Source organism: Paenibacillus sp. NPDC093718 (assembly GCF_050279985.1).
GTDB lineage: Bacteria > Bacillota > Bacilli > Paenibacillales > Paenibacillaceae > Paenibacillus_AQ.
In genome coordinates this window covers 303815-322274 of the sequence record NZ_JBNNUS010000007.1, presented here as the reverse complement: position 1 = coordinate 322274, position 18460 = coordinate 303815, and the positions used below count along the sequence as shown (strand labels likewise).

The following is an 18460-nucleotide window of genomic DNA, read 5'->3' as shown; positions in this document are numbered from 1 at the left end:
CGAAAGTTCGATGGTTAAAGATCAAATACTCGGGAGTGTACGAGAGATTGCATCTCAGTTTCCTTTACACGGAGAATTATAATAGTGGCTTGTTAGTTGCTCAATACACGCGGCTGTCGAGATAATTCGACAGCCATTTTTAAATGAGTCGCCAATTATAATCTAAAGTTACTCAACCCATTCGACGAAGATTGCGCGAGCTTTGCTCCAATCTATGCCCAGACTGCCCTGCCAGCCAGCTCAAGGCATCTCCAAGTCGGAACGGTCCTTGGTGTTGTCCAGACAGAGGAGGGGCGTCCAAATAAGTACGTAAACAACTATAAAAAAAGTATCATTCGTTTTTTGGGCCGATTAAACACTATGACAACCGTTAGCGTAGCAATGTTCCAACCGGATCGCTCGTTCGAGGTTAACCCGTTGGTCAAGCACCGATTTCAAGGTTGAGCCTGAAATCCCACACTAATCACTTGTTATTCGCAAGCTGATGTTTTATATTGACATAAGAGCAGGTCAAAAATAAAAGAGGTGATTAGACTAGATGACTCCACGCACGAAGGAACAAAACGAAGAGATCCGGCTGCGACGTCTGGCGCAAATTCGGAAAGCCGCTGCCGATGTGTTTTTGGATAAAGGTCCTTTACTGGAAATCCGCGATGTGGCCGCGCAGGCGGGACTCGGCTATGGCACGGTATACCATTATTACAGCAACAAAGGCGATTTACTCCACGATCTGCTATGGGATGCATTGGAGCGGGACGGTGGATGGCTGAAGGCCCCGCTTGCATCGGCTTCGGGGGAGGTACCATCGGGCGGGCATTTCGGCTTGGCTGCTGCGCCGGACACCGGGAATTCGGCTGCCGCGGATTCCCGTATGAGAAGCCACGAAACGGCCGATGCCGCAGAGCTTGGCCCCGTCGCGGAAGCCGGCGTCCGGCTGCTGCAGCTTTGGGCGGAGGACCATGCCCTGTACCTGCTGCATAAGCTGGCCGGTGAGAGCTTTGCCTCGCTGCCTGAAGCGCGCTCAGCCCCGCTCCTGGCCGCCTTTCGCCGGGAGGTGCTCCCGCCTCTTGCCGCGCTGCTAGAAACCGGGCGCGCGGAGGACGGGGCTGCGGCTTCCGGCGGAAATGCGGCAGAGCCGCTGTATCGGCTACAGCGCGCGGAAATGCTGCTGGCCGCCTTGGTCGGCTGCGCCTCGCTTTCGCTTCGCCGCGGTAAGCTGCACGAAGAGGCCAGGGATATCGTCATGTTTTTAAAATTATAGTATGAATAAGGAGTGAATAAACATAGATGATCATCTTAAAATCATCAAGGGAAATCGAGGAGATGAAGCCGGCGGGCCAAATCGTTGCGGACTGCTACCGTGAGGTTGCCAAACTGATCGAGCCTGGGATCACCACCCGCGAAATCAATGACTTTGTTGCCAGACACATCACCAAACTCGGCGGCAAGCAGTTTACGAAAGGGTATAACGGTTTCCCCGCAGAAACCTGCACTTCGGTCAACGATGTGGTGGCTCACGGCATTCCTTCGAATCGAGCGCTTATGGACGGCGATTTGCTGAAGCTCGACATCGTCGTGGAATACGGCGGTTGGTTCGGCGATTCATGCTGGTGCTATGCGGTGGGCAATATACGGCCGGAGGCGCAAAAATTAATGAAGGTGACAAAGGAATGCTTGGATCTGGGGATCGCCCGGGCACTCCCTGGAGGCCGGCTCGGCGACATAACGTCGGCGATTCAACAGCATGCGGAATCGAACGGGTACTCCGTCGTACGCGATCTGCTGGCGCACGGGATCGGGCGGAGCCTGCACGAGGAGCCGAACTACGAGCATATCGGCGTAGCCGGCAAAGGCATTCGATTAAAGGAAGGTATGGTGTTTACGATTGAACCGATGCTCAACGAAGGTACGTTCCGTATCACGATCGACGACGATCAGTGGACGGCGAGAACGGCTGACGGCAAGCTGTCGGCGCAATATGAGCATACAATCGCAATCACGTCGGACGGACCGCTGATATTAACGGCCCAGTAAGAATAGAGGCGAACGGACGGCAGTGCGGAAATATGTCGCCAACCCGGTAAGCGAGATCACCCAAGCTCTCGCCTCAAGCGTGACTTCGGGTGGTCTGCCGGACGCTTTCTCCAACCGATTAGATTCGAGAAGGTAAGTGGGCTGTTAAGGAAATCATTGGCCACACACCTTCTTCGATCATGACCTGTATAATAGAGAAGCCATCGAGTACATAACTGTGTTTAAAACAATTGACTCTATATGAATTTCATGAATGAACCGAGCTGAGGAATGACAATATAAGTAAGTGGTATACAATTCAGTTTCCAAAGGAGGATATCTGTTATGGCTCACCAGAAGAGAAGGAAAGAAGCTGCCTGGAAGTCACGAAAGCAAGAACAGCATCCCCATGGTAAAATCAAATCGCTTAAGGAATTGTCCAGCGAATAGGATGAATAGTATACTACTTGGAAGAGAGAAAGGCTGTCGGCGTAAAATGCCGGCAGTCTTCTTTCTTGTATCATTCATTAGATATCTCGATTTACTTTCCCCTAGTTATCACTTAACATATGGATAACAAGAGATAAGGGAAGGTGTTTAAAATGAATGCTAAAGAAGCAGCGTTGTTACTTGGGGTTCATTACAAAACGATTCTTAACATGATTAATGATGGGCGTTTAGCCGCTTCGAAAAACGACTCTGGAGATTGGGTAATCAGCGAGAGCGATTTGGCTGCCCGTGAGCAGCGGATTGATGATAAGGAGTTTGTAACGATCTACACGCATATGGCCGTACAAATGATTGAAAAAGCTCATCATCGTGCTATAAACGCAGCAAAAGAAGAACTGATTCACGTGGCACGTGCAATTATAAAGGTCAAAGACAATCGAAACGAGTTGAATCAGCAAGTAAAACGTCTTCAAAATGCATTAGATGCATATAAAGCAGCGGAAGCATTCACACTCACTGTGGATTCAATCAAAAAACAAGCGGAAAGTGAGAATTACTAGTACTTGCTAAGATAAGGTCATAAGTTCAGCCAGCTGAATTAACACTTAATGTCTTAAAAAGGCAAAGGATGACCCTGGTGATTGCAGTTGAATTTCACTAATCACACATGCAAGCATGATCGATTCTTGTAGAAAGCTTTGCCGAATATCACCTAAATCAACGACCGTTGACCAACCGAGATCGTTAAGAAGGACCCTGACCTGATCTTTGGAAGGTGCATGGTTTCCGGATACGAACATGATCGGTGAACCTTCTTTATACTGAGGATGACTCATGATCTTATCGCTAACTGTATTAAGTGTCTTAACCACATGACTCTCCGGTAAAATGGACTGGATGATTTCTCCTGCTGAAGTATTCGTAAGGAGCAAACGCGGTCCATTGTCAAAATGGACGGCATTGCTTACATCAATAACCGTTTTGTCTTTTAGATACACTGGCTCGATGGTCTCAATCACTTCTTTCATACTGGCCCAAGGGAGAGCCGCAATAATAACCTCACCAAACTGAGCTGCTTCAGCAAATGATGCAATGTCTCCGGAATCGCCAACCTCACGTTTCCAAAGATCATGTTTCCCGCTATGGGGTGTTCGGCTGCTGATGAGAATTTGATGACCTGATTTCGCGAGTCCTTTCCCTAAGGACTGACCTACATTTCCCGCTCCGAGAATTCCAATACGCATGGATACATCTCATCTCCTTTCTAAGTGTGATTGTATTCTCAATTAAATATCGATAACAATTAGGCACTTTTTTGTAACCAACCTTTTGGTTAAAGAAAAATGATACACTATGGATAAAAATGGGGGGGCGAACGAATGCCTGTTCAACGAAATGAATGTCCAGTTGAGGTCGTATTTTCCATGTTAAGCGGGAGATGGAAAATTCCAATCTATAGATTTTTGTATAAAAAATCAATACCCGTTCGGTTTAGCGAATTGCTGCGACATTTACCATCCATTTCGAAAAAAATATTGACTGAGCAGCTTCGAGAGCTTGAGCGGGATGGAATTATCGATAGAAAATCGTATCCGGAGCCTCGGCCTAGAGTAGAATATACGCTGACACCGAAGGGACGAACCATGATTGAATTTCTGGATTCGATGAGTGAGTGGGGGAAAAAGCACATCCTATCTGAATGTGAGATATCAGCCCCTAAATAGTTAGCCGTGGACAGGGCAGATGATCTCGTTGACGCAGGCCCCAAAAGGGCAGCAATGGTGAGCGAAACAATCGAGGCTAGCCGGCTGGTTATTATATGCCCTCTTGCCAACGATGACTTGATTGCTCTGATAATGAAATTACAATAATGACTTGACATTGGAGCTTACTCCAATGTTATTTTGAATTTATGGAAAAACTTTATTCTATACAAGAAGTTTCGCAGCTGCTTGGGATTTCAAAGGATACGCTTCGGTACTATGACCGGATAGGAATCGTATCGCCGTCCCGTGAAAACAATCGGTACCGCAGGTATTCGAAGAACGACCTCATCGTTTTTGATGAATATCCAAATCATGCAGTATGCGGACTTCACTCTTGACGAGATCAAGGGAACGTTTGGATTCCACAGGATGGAGAATGTAGACCCAGCTTATTGCCTTGAGGTTGCTTCGTTTCTCGATGCCAAGAATGCAGAAACGCGCAAGAAAATTGCCCATCTGGAAAAGGTCAGTCAGTTGCTCGACGCAGCAGCCGAAACGCTTAGGGACTTTAATCATGAAAGCGACCAACGGCTGGCAGAAATCGTTCGCGAGCTTTACCGCTCTATTCACAAGAAGGAACCGGAAATATCTGAGGAGGGATGTCATGGGGATCAAGGTTAGGAATTTTTATTTTTTGACTGCTGGCCTTCTGGCGATACTTTTTGCCTTCACGCACGCATGGAACGGGCAATCCACTGTGCTGCCGGTGCTCCATGTGAGTGCGATAGCGATGGACACCCAAACAATATTCATGTATGTATGGCACATCATCACGGCGGAAAATTTGATCTTCGGCTTTGTGTTCATTTTCATGTCATTCCAAAGTGAACGATCAAAGATCCACTTCGCCGCCTGGACCATTGTGTCGCTTCTGATCGTCAGGTTGCTGGTCATTCTTGGTATTACGACATTACAAGACATATCGGCACTTACGGATACGTTAATCGATTCGATTGCGATCGTAATCTATGTCACCTTCATCATAGTGGGCATAAGAAGGAAGCCAAAGGCATTCGGAGGTCAGATATCACAATCCGGTCGGGTAGAGTGAAGCAACCAAACCGGGTATGAGCCGTGGATGGAAAAGACTGTGACAATTCATGAAAAGACAATCCATTCATCGGGTGGAACCAGTGAAAAGATAAAGAGTATACGTCTTCTTGAAATAGAAGGGACTGTCGGTATTTTACCGGCAGTCTTTTTTATGATCTTTCTGCCCTCGCTGTATCAAGGAACGCTGCAATGGTCGGTAAATGCCATTTCTCTTTGGCCCTACATTTCTGCTATGTAAATCCGGCATCGTCCATAGTAGGCCAATGATTTCGTCCATGTTCCGTGTTCAGCGGGAAGTCCCTAAAATTGTGAAATAATCTAGATATCATATTTAATTTGCTAAGTGATTTGAAACCGGAAAAAGAAGATATGGAAAAGCGCATGCAAGCACAGCCAAGAAAATCAACGAAAGGCACATTTCAACATTATGAGGAGGTAGATTATGTTTAAGTTTAGTAAGAAAATGATGACGGTTATTCTTGCAGCTACTATGAGTTTGGGTATATTTGCCACAACCTCAAGTGCTGCGACCGACTATTGGCAAAATTGGACCGATGGCGGCGGAACGGTTAAGGCTGTTAACGGCTCTGGCGGTAATTACAGCGTGACATGGCAAAATACCGGGAATTTCGTTGTCGGCAAAGGCTGGAATACCGGATCGCCTAACCGAACGATTAACTACAATGCCGGGGTCTGGTCTCCGTCCGGCAATGGGTATTTGACGCTCTATGGTTGGACGAGAAACGCACTCATCGAGTATTACGTCGTAGATAGCTGGGGTACTTATCGACCTACCGGAACATATAAAGGGACAGTGACAAGTGATGGGGGCACATACGACATCTATACGACCATGCGATACAACGCACCTTCCATTGACGGAACACAAACGTTTGCCCAGTACTGGAGCGTTCGGCAATCGAAAAGAGCGACGGGGGTCAACTCCTCCATCACTTTCAGCAACCACGTGAATGCATGGGCAAGTAAAGGGATGAATCTGGGGAGCAGCTGGTCTTATCAGGTGTTAGCAACAGAGGGTTATCAAAGCAGCGGAAGCTCTAACGTAACGGTATGGTAGCCAATCGCCATCAGTAAACTCAACTAACGGACACGGTGGGGATCGTCACTTAGGAAAGCGGAGTTCGGGCTATCCGATTGACCGTTCCCTTCCTTTATCCCTAAGTCCGGATACGTTGCGGGCCGTTTTTCGCGGAGACGAGCAGCCTTCGACGTAACGGGGAGGCAAGTTGCGGGCAACAACGGGCTATCATTTTTCTTATTAGCTAAAAGGAGATATCATCAATGAGAAAGCCATTAATGTTCTTTTTGATAGCAATAATGGTTGTGATCGGCGCTTGTTCGCAAGATCAGCCTGAAAAGAATGATGATTTAGTATTGGTGAAAGGAGGAACCTTTAAGAACAACCAGTCTAACTACGCTGAAAAAAACGCAGCCCTATCGAACTTTTACATCGGCAAATATGAAGTCACCCAAAAAGAGTGGATGGAAGTTATGGGCAATAATCCATCTGCATTCAAAGGCGACCAATTGCCGGTTGAAATGGTGAGCTGGTATGACGTTGTGGAGTATTGTAATCAAAGAAGTATTAGTGAAGGCTTAAAACCATATTACAACATAGACAAGGGGAAAAAGGATCCGAATAATAGGAACGATAACGATGATATCAAATGGACCGTCACGATCAATGAGGGAGCTAACGGTTACCGGTTGCCTACAGAAGCGGAATGGGAATACGCTGCGGGCGGAGGTCAGAATAGCAAGGGTTACATTTATAGCGGAAGCAACAATGCCGATGAGGTCGCATGGTATTGGAAGAACGCCGGAGACAAATACCTATCTGGGGATTGGAACTGGCCTATCATAGAGAGCAATCAGAATAAAACAAAATCGATCGGTACCCAGAAGCCCAACGAGTTAGGAATTTACGATATGTCTGGAAACGTAAGGGAATGGTGCTGGGACTGGCACGGCGAAATGGGTAGTCCAAGCGGTTCTTTCCGGATAGTGAAGGGCGGCGGTTGGATCGGCGACGTTACCAACAACGAGATATCCTTCCGAGGGAAGTTCGATCCCAATGGCTTTGGCCCTGATCAAGGTTTTCGTGTTGTTCGAGGAGAAATATGACATTTTGTTGTCATGTTTCTTTTTTTATTCCGGATTTAGTTTGTGAAGTTGGTGCTTTTCCGTGAGTTTTACCGCAAGGTGGCCGCTGATTTCCTGGCTTGATGCAAGCAAGTCACCACACTATTGACCGGGTGGTCAATGTGTATTACAATTTGGTCAAATGATTTTGACCAGGTGGTCAATCGGTGGAGGTGGAGTACAAACCAATGGAGCCAGATAAAAAACAAACTATTTTGCAAGCAGCTTTAGTAGAGTTTTATCACAAGGGCTATGAAGGAGCTTCAACCAATCAAATTACCAAAGCAGCTGGCGTATCCAAGGGAATTTTGTTTCATTATTTTTCGGATAAAAGAACGTTGTATTTAACGGTGGTGGATGAATGCTTAAAGCACTACTACCATTCACTGACTTCGTCACCTATGGATCTCTCCGAGGATCTGTTTCAGGCGATAGAGCAATTATCTCAAAAAAAGATGGATGTATTTAAAAGTGACCCCATCAGGTTTGGATTTATGGCTAAAACATTTCTGATTATGCCGGAAGAGCTGAAAGCGGATCTTCTGCTCAAACAACAGCAAATGAACGAGGATTCCATACACCTCCTGGCAAGCAGGATCGATCATAGCCGTTTTAGGGAAGGAATCGATCCCAAGCAAGCTATCGAATTCGTATTGCTCTCCCTTGAATCTCTAATTACGAAGCAAATGACCAAACGGTACGACGTGAATTCTGCAGGAGAAGTCGAGGCAAGTGCGGCTTTTGACACAAAGCCCTATTTGGATATGTTAAGGTACGGCATTTATCGTAAGGAGGGAAATGAGTGAAAATAAAGTTGCTCACCATTGGAACAAGAGGAGATGTGCAGCCGTTCATTGCCCTTGCCCGAGGTCTCCAGAACAACGGACATGATGTGGTTATATGCACAACGCAGGATTTCGAAGGCTTCATTCGCGGGCATGGCGTAGGTTTTGCGCCAATACGGGCAAATATGATGAAACTAGCCCAATCTGCAGAAGGGAAACGCATGCTGGGCAGCAATCCCTTCGAGATTATGAAGCAGATGAAAAAGCTTATATATCCTATGATGCAGCAAATGCTCAATGACCTGTGGACCGCTTCTCAAGATGCGGACGGCCTCATCTACCATCCCAAAGCATTCGCTGGATATGATATTGCACAAAAGCTGAATATTCCCGTATTCGCTGCTCATCCGATTCCGATCATTGCACCGACAGGTGCTTTCACCAATCCCATTTTACCTTTCACCTTCAGGAATCGATGGTTAAATGAAAAAAGCTACCATCTCAACCGTTTCATGCTGTTATCCTTCAAAAAATTGATGAATACATGGAGAAGCGAGACGTTGAATTTACCTCCGCGAAGTCTATTCTCCGATGATCTGTACGTAAACGGACGCGATATTCCAGTGCTTTACGGTTGCAGTCCTTCGATAATGCCATTTGACCCAAAATGGAAGGATCGAGTCTGTATGGAAGGGTTTTGGTTTCTGGAAGATACGGATTGGGACCCGCCAAGGGAGCTGGAGTCTTTTATGGCGTCAGGATCCCCGCCAATCGTTATCAGTTATAGCAGCATGCCTCTAAAGCATCCGGATCATGTGCTCGAGATGACTATGCAGGCTTTACAACAAACGGGGCAACGCGGCATCATTCTGGTTGGCTGGAGTGGAATGCAAGTATCCGGTGGGGCCGAGAACATCCTGTGTATACAGGAAGCACCGCATGCATGGCTGTTTCCGCGAGCTGCAGGCGTTATTCATCATGGTGGAGCAGGGACGACAGCGGCCGTTTTGAGAGCAGGGAAGCCGATGACCATATCCCCGTTCAATGCGGATCAGCCTTTCTGGGCCAAGCGTATGTACGAGTTAGGTGTATCGACCAAGCCGATTCCTGAAAAATCAATGTCTGTGGCCGGTTTGGCTAAGCGAATAGCGGAGCTAACAAGTCATTCAGCATTGAGAGCCAATGCAATGGCACTGTCAGACAAAATTTTAGGGGAGAGAGGTGTTGATCGAACTGTAGAATTTATCGAGAGACGGTTGCATGATCACTTTTGAGAAAATTCCTTATACAAGGGATATGTGAACCAAAAGTTAAGGTATTCATGGACAAGAAAATTCTTGATTGGGAACCCTGAGTTACCCAATCAAGATATGATCTTCCGCGTATCCAATTTTGGATGTGCGCTTTTTCTGAGCCAATGCGTAAGCGAGTGTTAAGGGACCCAGACGACCGGCAAACATCGTTATCGCTACAATGACTTTCCCCACGGGGGACAATTCACTTGTCAATCCCATCGACAATCCAGTGGTGCTAAATGCTGAGGTCGCTTCAAACAACACTTCCAAGAAATGTTCTTCGAGCATTCCTTCAGAGATGGTCAGCAACAGGGAAACTCCCAGCACGACCACCAAAGAACTCATGACAACGGCCAGGGCGCGCATGACGGTTTCTCCAGCTATTTTGCGCTTGAAGGCATGGATTTGACCACCCCCGCGAAAGGTTTGGATCGTAGCTAGTATGAGTACAACAAGCGTATTGATCTTAATACCGCCGCCTGTTCCTCCGGAAGCAGCACCGATGAACATCAGAATAATAATGAAAAACTGAGAAGCCGCCAGCATACTACCGATGTCAATCGTGTTAAACCCCGAGCTTCGAGGCGTTATGCCTTGGAAAAAAGCAGCCAGCACTTGTTCGCTTTCGCTCAATTGGCCAAAGGTTGACGGATTCCAGCTCTCCAAAAAGTATATAAATAGAAAACCGAGCAGGGACAGCGTTCCTGTCCCGACTAAGACAACCTTGGAGTGAAGCGAAAGTTTCTTCCATGAACGTTTTTGGAATACATCCACAATGACGATATAGCCTAGACCTCCAATGATGAATAACAAGACAATCGTAATATTGACGATCGGATCGCCGACAAAGGGGGAAAGGCTGTCAGACCACAGGGCGAATCCGGCATTGTTGAATGCCGAAACGGAATGGAAAAGGGCGTAATAAGCTGCCTGTCCCCACCCGAAGTCCTGTTGCCAGCGGAGCGTCAGGACAATCGTAGCTAATGCTTCAAACGCGAATGCAATGAGCACCATATACATTGACAATTTAACCAAACCTTGTGCCGAGGTCGAATGGGTGGTTTGCTGTATAATGAGTCGTTGCTTCAACCCAATTCTCTTCCCCAGAACAATGGCGACCATGACGCCAAAGGTCATAAAGCCGAGCCCGCCAATTTGGATCAACATCATAATAATGACTTGTCCAAAAGTCGAAAAAACACTACCGGTATCCAAGACAACCAGTCCGTTTACGCATATTGCGGAGGTGGCTGTAAATAAGGCATCCAGCAGACCAATTGACCTCCCGGTGGAGGAAGAGTAGGGAAGCGCGAGCAATGTGGTCCCGATTATTATTAAAGTGAAAAAGACAAGCATGACGAGTTGAGGGGGACTCATATTTTTTTTGAGCTTGTTGATAAACAACTCCATTGTGTCAGGAGCGGAATGTTGTGTATTTCGGTTGTTCGAATTCATGTATGGTTTACGCACAAGTTCCACTCCATCCTTTATTGATCGCTGTGTTTCTCATACATTTCTCTGTTTTGGAAAAAAGACGGGTCTACCACTTTTCCGTGACTTATTTTCAAGTATTGGATGTCATGATCGGTTTTTATTTTCAGCAAGCCGGTGTCGAAATCGGTATTTAGTTCTTTGAAAAATAGACCATCGGCTATTGGATCGCCCCCGGATTCCTTATTGCCAAGCAGATAATGAGAACCCTCTTTGAACACAGTGACTCGAATTCCCCGTTCATGGGTGTCAGCTATTGGATCATCCATCCTTTGAACCGCTACAATGTGCAAATCCGTTTCGCCTATCTGGTTTAGGAGTTCGTTGACAAACGAGCCACGCGTAATTTCTTGCCATCGCGTTTGACCGGATTGTCCGATAATTAGCTGGGTAATTTGATGATTCTTGGCGGTTTCCGCTATGATTTCTGAAGCCTTGCGATCTTCATTCGTTTTGACAATGAAGGTTGCCCCATATTCGTCGCATTTCATTTGCCACTCAGCCATATACCTTTCTTGTGCCTGATCTAACTCATCTTCACGCAAGGGTATAACGCTCAACACAAACAGGGGACACTGAAGAAGTCTGGCTAATTCGCCGCCTCGGCGGATGAGACGTTCTCCGTTTGGACCGTAATACACGCATACCAGTATCTTTTCATTATTAAGCAGAGAAATCATTCCTTTCTTTTCTAAGCACAACAGCTTTAACAAAAAAGGCCTGGAGGCAGAGAAAAATCTGCTTCTAGGCCTTGGCTGTACGGATCATGGACAAGTCAAAGTAGTAAGAGTGTTCTTTCCCAAGACGCTGACGAGGTTAGCTGTCGGATTCGGGATTGAGAGTTCCCGTTCCTTCTTATCCAGAAAGAATTCACCCCTAAAGCTTAGTCGCTTTGTTGGTTCCCCCGTTCCTCATAGAGGATTAAGCATTCATGCGTATGAAATTTATCGTAATAAATATTATGCTAAAACATGCTGAAAGTAAACAGTTACCGATAAGTAAACAACATCATATCCTTGGATTGCAGCAGAACCTATGCTTTACTATGGTATATACTACGCAAAGAAGTCTACCGGGTTTCATGGTCTGTCGTATCTGAAAGGGGAATATAGGATGGCTAAAGGCAAATCGGAGCCGCTAAAATCATTAAAACAGTTTAAGCTATCATCTTCACGTCTGATCCTTCTTGGTTTCGCCGCACCGATTGTAATCGGCGCGATCTTGTTAGCCTTGCCCATATCATCGTCATCAGGTGAAGGTGTAGGTTGGTTAAACGCTTTGTTCACCTCAACATCTGCAGTGTGCGTAACCGGATTGGCCGTAGTGGATACAGGAACCGACTTTTCCCTTTTTGGTCAAATCATGATCATGTGCCTGATTCAAGTCGGAGGTCTTGGTTTCATGACCTTCGGAGTTTTGATCGCCGTTGTGCTTGGAAAGAAAATCGGACTGAAAAATCGTCTGCTCCTCCAAGAATCCACTAACGCATTATCAACGCAAGGCGTAGTGAGGCTATCGCTAGGTATTTTTCTGATTGCGCTCATTATCGAGTTCGTCGGAGCAGCCTTGTTAATTGTTCGTTGGGAGGAGGAACTGGGCTTGGGGCAAGCTATTTATTATGGGGTGTTCCACTCCATCTCATCATTTAATAACGCTGGCTTCAGTCTTTGGTCAGACAGTTTGAGCCGGTATGTGGGGGACCCGCTGGTCAACATCGTCATCACCCTGCTTTTTATCATTGGCGGGCTTGGATTTACTGTTGTACTGGACTTATGGAAGCATAGAAGGTGGAATAAGCTGTCCCTTCATTCAAGAATCGTTTTGTCGACCTCAGCATTTCTTTGTTTAGCCGGGTTTATCGTTATTTTCATTATTGAGTTGTTCAACTCCCATACGTTTGGCTCTTTGAGCTGGGGAGAGCGAGTATGGGCGGCTTATTTTCAAGGTGTGGTGACTCGTACGGCCGGGTTTAATACCATCGACATAGCCGCGATGATGACGACTTCTCAATTTTTCATGATTTTCCTCATGTTTATCGGTGCTTCCTCCGGATCCACGGGAGGCGGGATCAAAACCAATACATTTGCCGTACTGTTATTCACATTGATTAGTATTATTAAGGGGAAGCAGGACGTGCAGTTGTTAAATCGACGCATCCCCCAATCGATTATCCTCCGATCCATAGCCGTCATGGTGATCTCAGTGAGCGTTGTGATTGTCGCTACATTCTTGTTAACCATAAGCGAGCATAGCTTGCAAAAGGATTTTATGGAAGTTCTGTTCGAAGTGACCTCAGCCTTCGGCACCGTTGGCCTATCGATGGGATTGACGCCTGAGCTGTCTCCTTTTGGTAAAGGAGTCATCATTTTGACCATGTACATCGGCAGACTCGGCCCCTTAACGCTGGCCTTCGCGCTGTCGCAAAGAGTAGTCAAACAAAAATACCGGTTGCCTGAAGAGAAAGTGCTTATTGGTTAAGAGTGGTCGATCCGCAATTCGGGATACGAAAAAATAAGGTTCAGCTGGAGTAGTTTAATTCGAACTCCGGGGCTGAACCTTATTCTCGTTTTATGTTCTGTTTTGCTTATACGGAGGGTTCTTACATATCTGCCCCGTCTTTTTCCTTCACGGGGCTGACTAATCCAAACTTCTTAACCAAAGGTTTGATGGTTAACCCCTGAACGAGAAGTGAGAAAAGGACAACGCTAAAGGTGAGTACGAGTATATCATCGCGTCCGTCGAAGGTTGGGGGCAAGCTTAAGGCGAGAGCGATTGACAAACTGCCTTTTAACCCTCCCCAATTCAAAACCACTTTCCATGAAGAAGGGAAGGATTTCAGGAAGTACAGGCTTACGTAGACGGCCAATGTTCTTCCGATTAGAACGATAAGAATGGCTGCTCCGATTAACGCCCACTTATCCGCGAAGTTAATATGCTTGATTTCTAGACCGATCATTAAGAAAATCAATGAATTTGCGATTAACGTGATGACGTCCCAGAACGAATTAATGTTCATCTTGGTTGTATCCGACATCCCGATGCGCGCTCCGTAACTGCCAAAAATCAAGCCGCCCACGACAACGGCAATGACGCCTGATACATGGAAATGCTCGGCAATAAAGAAACTTCCGAAGAACAGGAGCATAGAGAAAGCTATTTCCAGCGGATAATCATCATAGAAGCGAATGAGCTGTGAGAACAAATACCCTAATACACTTCCAACAGCGATTCCGCCAATACTAAACTTCAAAAAGAGCAATACACCGCTGCCTATTCCCGCCCAACCCATTTCCATGTACGTGAGCAAATAAACAGAGGAGATCTGAAATAACACAACGGCTATTCCGTCATTAAACAGCGACTCCCCTTCGATGATGGTTACAATTTTCTTCGGTACACCTAGAGATTTGAAGATGGATATGACACTGATCGGATCCGTGGCACTCATCAAAGCTGCGAAGGTAAATGCAACAATAAGAGGCAATCCCAAAAACCCATACATGGCTAGAGCAATAAGAAGGAAAGAGAGCAAGGTGCCGCCAAACGCGAGGGCAATCACCGGCTTTCCTTGTTTACGAAGATGCGAGAACGGAAGCTTTAATGTTGCATCTCCAAGAAGGATAGGCAGGAACAGGGAGATAATGATCGCCTGAAACACATTCGATTGGGTTATAAACGATTCGGCTTCATCCAACACAGGCACATGGATCAAACCAAGCAGCAGGCCTACAATAACAAGTGCAATAGAGTAAGGCTGATTCATTTTTTTGGCTATCGCGATAACACCCATCGATATCGCAAGCAAAATCAGCAATTGAACGAAAACCTCATTAAAATGATGCATACGGCACCCCTCATCAAAGGATTAAATCCCCATTTATTGTAACCTAAAGACCCCCTAACACCAAATATATTGACATGCCGGACTTTAGGGAGTATTTTTATGAATATAAAATAAAATTATTCATATAATCACAAATGATCTGATTAAGGATGTGAAATGCAGCATGCCCAAAAAGTTCTCGGATGAAGAACGTGAATGGATTCGCCAAAAACTGCTGTCGGAGGCACGCCATCATTTCGAAATGGCGGGTCTTCGCAAAACAAGCGTTGAAGATCTGACGAAGGCCGCCGGCATTGCCCAAGGCTCGTTCTACATGTTTTTCGGATCGAAAGAGGAATTATATTATGAACTGATTCTGGAGGAGGAGCAGCGAATTCGCAATGCCGTTCTGGATTTATTCCCTCCTGAAGAGGTCTGCAGTAAGGAAAGCATTAAACGGTTTCTCTTATATTCACTGGGGATGATGGATGAGAGCCCGCTGCTTCGGCAGATGATGGATCGCGGAGAGATGGAACTGTTGTTCAGGAAACTGCCGAAAGACTTGCTGGAGCGTAACTTTACGGAGGATCAAGACGCGCTTTTGCCTGTGATTACGACTTGGCAGAAGGCTGGCATTTTACCTGGTACGGCACCCGAATCCATCGTGGGCATGATCAGATCCTTGGCACTGCTTACGCTGCACCGAAAAGAGATTGGAGAGGAGCAATTTACATCTACGATCGAATTGCTAGTCGAGTTATTATCCGCCGGCATGCTTGCGGTGTCTAATACGCCGAAGGGAGATGGAGCGTTGTGATCGAAGTAAGAGAGCTTCATTACACGTATCCGAATCGGAAGGAGCCGACCCTGCATGGGCTTGATTTTGTCATCTCGCCTGGCGAAATCTTTGGCTTTCTAGGCCCGTCCGGCGCTGGTAAAAGTACGACACAAAAACTGCTGATCGGCGTTCTGAAAGGATATCAAGGAAGTATAAAAGTCATGGGCAACGAGATCAGGGACATCGGCCCCGATTATTACGAGCGAATCGGAGTAGCTTTTGAATTCCCGAACTTCTACAGCAAATTTTCGGTTCTCGACAATTTAAAGCTCTTTCGTTCCCTTTACAGGGGGGAGACGGAGGATCCAATGAAACTGCTGGAACAAGTCGATCTAACGGATGCCGCAAATATGAAGGTTTCCCAGCTATCCAAGGGCATGAAGATGAGGTTGAATTTCTGTCGGGCACTACAGCATGACCCAGAAATACTATTTCTGGATGAACCTACTTCCGGTTTAGACCCGGTCAATGCTCAGCGAATGAAGGAAATGATACTAGCCAAAAAGGCTGCCGGCAAGACGGTTCTTATAACAACGCATAATATGCAGGCTGCAGAAGAGCTTTGCGATCGGGTAGCCTTTATCGTCGACGGCGAAATCAAATTGATCGATTCACCCAGAGAGTTAAAACTTCGCAAGGGAAGAAAGGAGGTCCGAGTCGAATACCGCAGGAAGAGTGATGTAATGGAGGCCATATTTTCTCTCGATGGTCTAGGTGAGAATAGCCAATTTCTTCAGCTCATCCAGGATTACGCTCCCGAAACCATTCATACGCAAGAGGCATCGCTCGAACAAATTTTTATTGAGGTAACGGGGAGGCAGCTTGTATGAGAGGCCTAACCTTGTTTGTATTCGATATGCGTTTCCAATGGCGTCACGGTTTTTATTGGGTTTATGTATTCGTATGTACCTGTTATTGGATTTTGCTCCGATTCGTACCCGAGGCTTACCAGGAGACAACAGTGGTTGTGCTGACCTTCAGCGATCCCGCCGCCCTGGGGCTTATCATGGCAGGCGGTATGGTCCTGCTGGAGAGGGACCAAGGCGTCCACGATCCGTTGTTTGTAGCGCCGGTACATATTCGGGAATATTTGCTGGCGAAGGCTGCGTCTCTGTCGGTGTTATCCCTTGCGGCAGGCTGGGTGATTCATATGGCGACCGGCAGTATCCCGGAATATCCGCTTGCTTTTTCTGCCGGTATTGTCCTAACATCAACCTTCATGACCTTGCTGTCGATTGGGGTGGCGGCACGCCAACGGACGATTAACGGTTTTATTCTGATGGTGCAGGTCTACGCGCTGCCATTCATCCTTCCATTGTTAAGTTTTCTTCAATTGTGGCATGAAGACCTGTTTCTCGTCCTTCCGACCGAAGGAACTCTCCGGTTACTCGTGTCTCCCAGTGACGGCTTATCTATTGGCAGCGTTCTATATTCCGTATGTATCCTGTTGATATGGAACTTTGCGGCTTACATCTGGGCGCAGCGATCCTATACCCGACATGTGTTGATGCGTATAGGTGAAGGAGGGGGGCATTAATGGAGAGATATAAAGCCCTCATTATAATGGATCTACGGCATGCGTGGAAGGATCCCGTGCTGATGGCAGCTATGTTCGGTCCGCTGCTACTTCTGTTTTTATCGAGGTTTGGATTCCCAGTTGCCGTTAATTGGCTCGATGTGAACTATTCGTTTCATTTGGAGCCGTATCGCGGCTTTGCAGCATCGCTATTGATTGTTACGATCCCCATGCTGACAGGAATGCTCACTGGTCTCCTTATTCTCGATGAACGCGACGAGAATGTGATCGCATATTATGCAGTTACCCCACTAATGCGTAAAGGTTATTTGCTATATAGAGTGACGCTTCCTTTTTTGTTATGCACCGTATTATCCATTGTTTATCTGTCTTTTTCGACTTTATCGGATATTCATTGGGATAAACTGGGTGTTTTGCTGTTGCTGGCATCGGAAGCTCCAATATTCTCGTTGTTCCTTGCCGCTTTCTCAGCGAACAAGGTAGAAGGATTAGCCTTATCCAAAATAGGAGGGCTGTTCATAGCCGGACCTGTGGTGGCCAACTTCGTTCCAGGAGCTTGGCAGGTGTTAGGCGCTTGGCTCCCAACGTATTGGCCTGCAAAAGTGCCCTATCTGATCACGCAGAATGAACCTATGTTGGCAATCGTTTTCTTTTCCGTCGGATTGCTGTTACATGCCACTTACTTATATTTCATGGTATCTGTGTTTAACAATAAACAATCTTAAAAGGGGTTGCCAAAGTATAGGTTCATGTGATATCTGAGCAAAAAGCAGCCGATCTGAATGATCGGCTGCTTTTTGCTATGATCTAACAATCGGTTGTACTATTCAGCCTCCAGAGTAAACGTTACGTTTTTGATGGGTACATCAAAAGCAAGATTGTTAAATGTTCAATGTCAGCATAAGGCAGAAGCAGATTACGGCTAATAATGGTATTGCATATTGAAGTTGAATCGTTTATTATGGATATAAAACATCCATAATAAGAACATTCTTAAGAAGAAGAGCTAGGAAGAGGGGAGGAGACTCGCAGTTCTCCAGAAGTACAGAAGGCTCAGGAACGTTCGGGAAGAGTGCGAATACTAAACAAGATAGGATTCATGTTTTGTATTCCAATTATGGATAATATAGATCCATTAATGTAAAAACCAATGAATCAACCAACATTCGATGTGGTGATCATTGGAGGCGGCTCGGCGGGTTTCTCACCTGCAACCAGAAACTATAATGGAAAGAGAGATGGAAGT

General features: G+C 46.3%; 21 protein-coding genes and 1 riboswitch. Of the genes, 17 read left to right on the top strand and 4 right to left on the bottom strand.

Features of this window, described 5'->3' with window-relative positions:
- Positions 1–538 precede the first annotated feature (538 nt).
- The 4 genes from ACQKPA_RS22150 to ACQKPA_RS22135 all read left to right on the top strand — a co-directional run bounded on the left by ACQKPA_RS22150 (position 539) and on the right by ACQKPA_RS22135 (position 3023).
- A complete protein-coding gene (locus ACQKPA_RS22150; protein ID WP_427494670.1) occupies positions 539–1261 on the top strand; it encodes a TetR/AcrR family transcriptional regulator in 723 nt (240 codons plus the stop codon).
- A gap of 26 nt (positions 1262–1287) precedes the next feature.
- The gene (map, locus tag ACQKPA_RS22145; RefSeq protein ID WP_427494669.1) at positions 1288–2034 is read left to right on the top strand and encodes a type I methionyl aminopeptidase; all 747 of its coding nucleotides are present in this window, start codon (positions 1288–1290) and stop codon (positions 2032–2034) included.
- 324 nt (positions 2035–2358) lie between these two features.
- Positions 2359–2463: a DUF6254 family protein gene (locus ACQKPA_RS22140; protein WP_015735743.1), complete on the top strand. Its 105-nt coding sequence runs from the start codon at positions 2359–2361 to the stop codon at positions 2461–2463.
- A gap of 152 nt (positions 2464–2615) precedes the next feature.
- Positions 2616–3023 carry a helix-turn-helix domain-containing protein gene (locus ACQKPA_RS22135; protein ID WP_427494668.1) on the top strand — a complete coding sequence of 136 codons (408 nt, stop codon included), beginning with the start codon at positions 2616–2618 and terminating at the stop codon, positions 3021–3023.
- 45 nt (positions 3024–3068) lie between these two features.
- On the opposite strand, the gene ACQKPA_RS22130 is transcribed toward ACQKPA_RS22135, so the two are convergent.
- A complete protein-coding gene (locus ACQKPA_RS22130) occupies positions 3069–3707 on the bottom strand; it encodes an NADPH-dependent F420 reductase (protein ID WP_427494667.1) in 639 nt (212 codons plus the stop codon).
- Positions 3708–3842: 135 nt separating this feature from the next.
- Between ACQKPA_RS22130 and ACQKPA_RS22125 the strand changes: the two genes are divergently transcribed.
- From ACQKPA_RS22125 to ACQKPA_RS22090, 8 genes are all read left to right on the top strand, one after another.
- Positions 3843–4187: a winged helix-turn-helix transcriptional regulator gene (locus tag ACQKPA_RS22125; protein ID WP_427494666.1), complete on the top strand. Its 345-nt coding sequence runs from the start codon at positions 3843–3845 to the stop codon at positions 4185–4187.
- Between the two features lie 188 nt (positions 4188–4375).
- Entirely contained in the window at positions 4376–4567 is a 192-nt protein-coding gene (locus ACQKPA_RS22120; RefSeq protein ID WP_427494665.1) for a MerR family transcriptional regulator, read from the top strand.
- Positions 4476–4850 (top strand): MerR family DNA-binding protein, encoded by a 375-nt coding sequence (locus ACQKPA_RS22115; protein ID WP_427494664.1) that lies wholly within the window; start codon positions 4476–4478, stop codon positions 4848–4850. Before ACQKPA_RS22120 ends, ACQKPA_RS22115 begins: the two co-directional genes overlap by 92 nt.
- A complete protein-coding gene (locus ACQKPA_RS22110; RefSeq protein WP_427494663.1) occupies positions 4834–5280 on the top strand; it encodes a hypothetical protein in 447 nt (148 codons plus the stop codon). The genes ACQKPA_RS22115 and ACQKPA_RS22110 overlap by 17 nt, the downstream gene beginning before the upstream one ends.
- Before the next feature lie 444 nt (positions 5281–5724).
- Entirely contained in the window at positions 5725–6360 is a 636-nt protein-coding gene (locus ACQKPA_RS22105; protein WP_427494662.1) for a glycoside hydrolase family 11 protein, read from the top strand.
- Between the two features lie 224 nt (positions 6361–6584).
- Positions 6585–7427 (top strand): formylglycine-generating enzyme family protein, encoded by an 843-nt coding sequence (locus ACQKPA_RS22100; protein ID WP_427494661.1) that lies wholly within the window; start codon positions 6585–6587, stop codon positions 7425–7427.
- A gap of 185 nt (positions 7428–7612) precedes the next feature.
- Positions 7613–8251, top strand: coding sequence for a TetR/AcrR family transcriptional regulator (locus ACQKPA_RS22095; protein WP_427494660.1), 639 nt, complete (start codon positions 7613–7615; stop codon positions 8249–8251).
- Entirely contained in the window at positions 8248–9504 is a 1257-nt protein-coding gene (locus ACQKPA_RS22090) for a glycosyltransferase (protein ID WP_427494659.1), read from the top strand. Before ACQKPA_RS22095 ends, ACQKPA_RS22090 begins: the two co-directional genes overlap by 4 nt.
- Positions 9505–9585: 81 nt before the next feature.
- On the opposite strand, the gene ACQKPA_RS22085 is transcribed toward ACQKPA_RS22090, so the two are convergent.
- Both ACQKPA_RS22085 and ACQKPA_RS22080 read right to left on the bottom strand, forming a co-directional pair.
- On the bottom strand, positions 9586–10881 hold the full coding sequence (locus ACQKPA_RS22085; RefSeq protein WP_427494796.1) for a TrkH family potassium uptake protein: 1296 nt from the start codon (positions 10879–10881) through the stop codon (positions 9586–9588).
- Positions 10882–11012: 131 nt separating this feature from the next.
- Entirely contained in the window at positions 11013–11696 is a 684-nt protein-coding gene (locus tag ACQKPA_RS22080; protein ID WP_427494658.1) for a universal stress protein, read from the bottom strand.
- Positions 11697–11806: 110 nt separating this feature from the next.
- Positions 11807–11954: riboswitch (cyclic di-AMP (ydaO/yuaA leader) on the bottom strand.
- Positions 11955–12129: 175 nt separating this feature from the next.
- On the opposite strand from ACQKPA_RS22080, the gene ACQKPA_RS22075 reads away from it, so the two are divergent.
- Positions 12130–13494, top strand: a complete 1365-nt coding sequence (locus ACQKPA_RS22075; RefSeq protein ID WP_427494657.1) for a TrkH family potassium uptake protein — start codon at positions 12130–12132, stop codon at positions 13492–13494.
- Between the two features lie 121 nt (positions 13495–13615).
- Here the strand turns inward: ACQKPA_RS22075 and ACQKPA_RS22070 are convergent, their stop codons facing one another.
- Positions 13616–14860 carry a cation:proton antiporter gene (locus ACQKPA_RS22070; RefSeq protein ID WP_427494656.1) on the bottom strand — a complete coding sequence of 415 codons (1245 nt, stop codon included), beginning with the start codon at positions 14858–14860 and terminating at the stop codon, positions 13616–13618.
- 163 nt (positions 14861–15023) lie between these two features.
- Here ACQKPA_RS22070 and ACQKPA_RS22065 point away from each other — a divergent pair, with 163 nt between their 5' ends.
- Genes ACQKPA_RS22065 through ACQKPA_RS22050 form a run of 4 tightly spaced genes read left to right on the top strand, consistent with a single transcriptional unit; the run spans position 15024 to position 17939 of the window.
- The gene (locus tag ACQKPA_RS22065) at positions 15024–15656 is read left to right on the top strand and encodes a TetR/AcrR family transcriptional regulator (protein WP_427494654.1); all 633 of its coding nucleotides are present in this window, start codon (positions 15024–15026) and stop codon (positions 15654–15656) included.
- On the top strand, positions 15653–16507 hold the full coding sequence (locus ACQKPA_RS22060; protein WP_427494653.1) for an ABC transporter ATP-binding protein: 855 nt from the start codon (positions 15653–15655) through the stop codon (positions 16505–16507). Before ACQKPA_RS22065 ends, ACQKPA_RS22060 begins: the two co-directional genes overlap by 4 nt.
- Positions 16504–17214 (top strand): ABC transporter permease, encoded by a 711-nt coding sequence (locus ACQKPA_RS22055; protein WP_427494652.1) that lies wholly within the window; start codon positions 16504–16506, stop codon positions 17212–17214. Before ACQKPA_RS22060 ends, ACQKPA_RS22055 begins: the two co-directional genes overlap by 4 nt.
- Positions 17214–17939, top strand: a complete 726-nt coding sequence (locus ACQKPA_RS22050; RefSeq protein ID WP_427494650.1) for a hypothetical protein — start codon at positions 17214–17216, stop codon at positions 17937–17939. The genes ACQKPA_RS22055 and ACQKPA_RS22050 overlap by 1 nt, the downstream gene beginning before the upstream one ends.
- Positions 17940–18460 lie beyond the last annotated feature (521 nt).

Bases quoted from the DNA above. Each gene is read 5' to 3' on its own strand.
- ACQKPA_RS22150 (WP_427494670.1), top strand. From the start codon at position 539: ATGACTCCACGCACGAAGGAACAAAACGAAGAGATCCGGCTGCGACGT.
- map (WP_427494669.1), top strand. From the start codon at position 1,288: ATGATCATCTTAAAATCATCAAGGGAAATCGAGGAGATGAAGCCGGCG.
- ACQKPA_RS22140 (WP_015735743.1), top strand. From the start codon at position 2,359: ATGGCTCACCAGAAGAGAAGGAAAGAAGCTGCCTGGAAGTCACGAAAG.
- ACQKPA_RS22135 (WP_427494668.1), top strand. From the start codon at position 2,616: ATGAATGCTAAAGAAGCAGCGTTGTTACTTGGGGTTCATTACAAAACG.
- ACQKPA_RS22130 (WP_427494667.1), bottom strand. From the start codon at position 3,707: ATGCGTATTGGAATTCTCGGAGCGGGAAATGTAGGTCAGTCCTTAGGG.
- ACQKPA_RS22125 (WP_427494666.1), top strand. From the start codon at position 3,843: ATGCCTGTTCAACGAAATGAATGTCCAGTTGAGGTCGTATTTTCCATG.
- ACQKPA_RS22120 (WP_427494665.1), top strand. From the start codon at position 4,376: ATGGAAAAACTTTATTCTATACAAGAAGTTTCGCAGCTGCTTGGGATT.
- ACQKPA_RS22110 (WP_427494663.1), top strand. From the start codon at position 4,834: ATGGGGATCAAGGTTAGGAATTTTTATTTTTTGACTGCTGGCCTTCTG.
- ACQKPA_RS22105 (WP_427494662.1), top strand. From the start codon at position 5,725: ATGTTTAAGTTTAGTAAGAAAATGATGACGGTTATTCTTGCAGCTACT.
- ACQKPA_RS22100 (WP_427494661.1), top strand. From the start codon at position 6,585: ATGAGAAAGCCATTAATGTTCTTTTTGATAGCAATAATGGTTGTGATC.
- ACQKPA_RS22085 (WP_427494796.1), bottom strand. From the start codon at position 10,881: ATGCTTGTCTTTTTCACTTTAATAATAATCGGGACCACATTGCTCGCG.
- ACQKPA_RS22080 (WP_427494658.1), bottom strand. From the start codon at position 11,696: ATGATTTCTCTGCTTAATAATGAAAAGATACTGGTATGCGTGTATTAC.
- ACQKPA_RS22075 (WP_427494657.1), top strand. From the start codon at position 12,130: ATGGCTAAAGGCAAATCGGAGCCGCTAAAATCATTAAAACAGTTTAAG.
- ACQKPA_RS22070 (WP_427494656.1), bottom strand. From the start codon at position 14,860: ATGCATCATTTTAATGAGGTTTTCGTTCAATTGCTGATTTTGCTTGCG.
- ACQKPA_RS22065 (WP_427494654.1), top strand. From the start codon at position 15,024: ATGCCCAAAAAGTTCTCGGATGAAGAACGTGAATGGATTCGCCAAAAA.
- ACQKPA_RS22055 (WP_427494652.1), top strand. From the start codon at position 16,504: ATGAGAGGCCTAACCTTGTTTGTATTCGATATGCGTTTCCAATGGCGT.
- ACQKPA_RS22050 (WP_427494650.1), top strand. From the start codon at position 17,214: ATGGAGAGATATAAAGCCCTCATTATAATGGATCTACGGCATGCGTGG.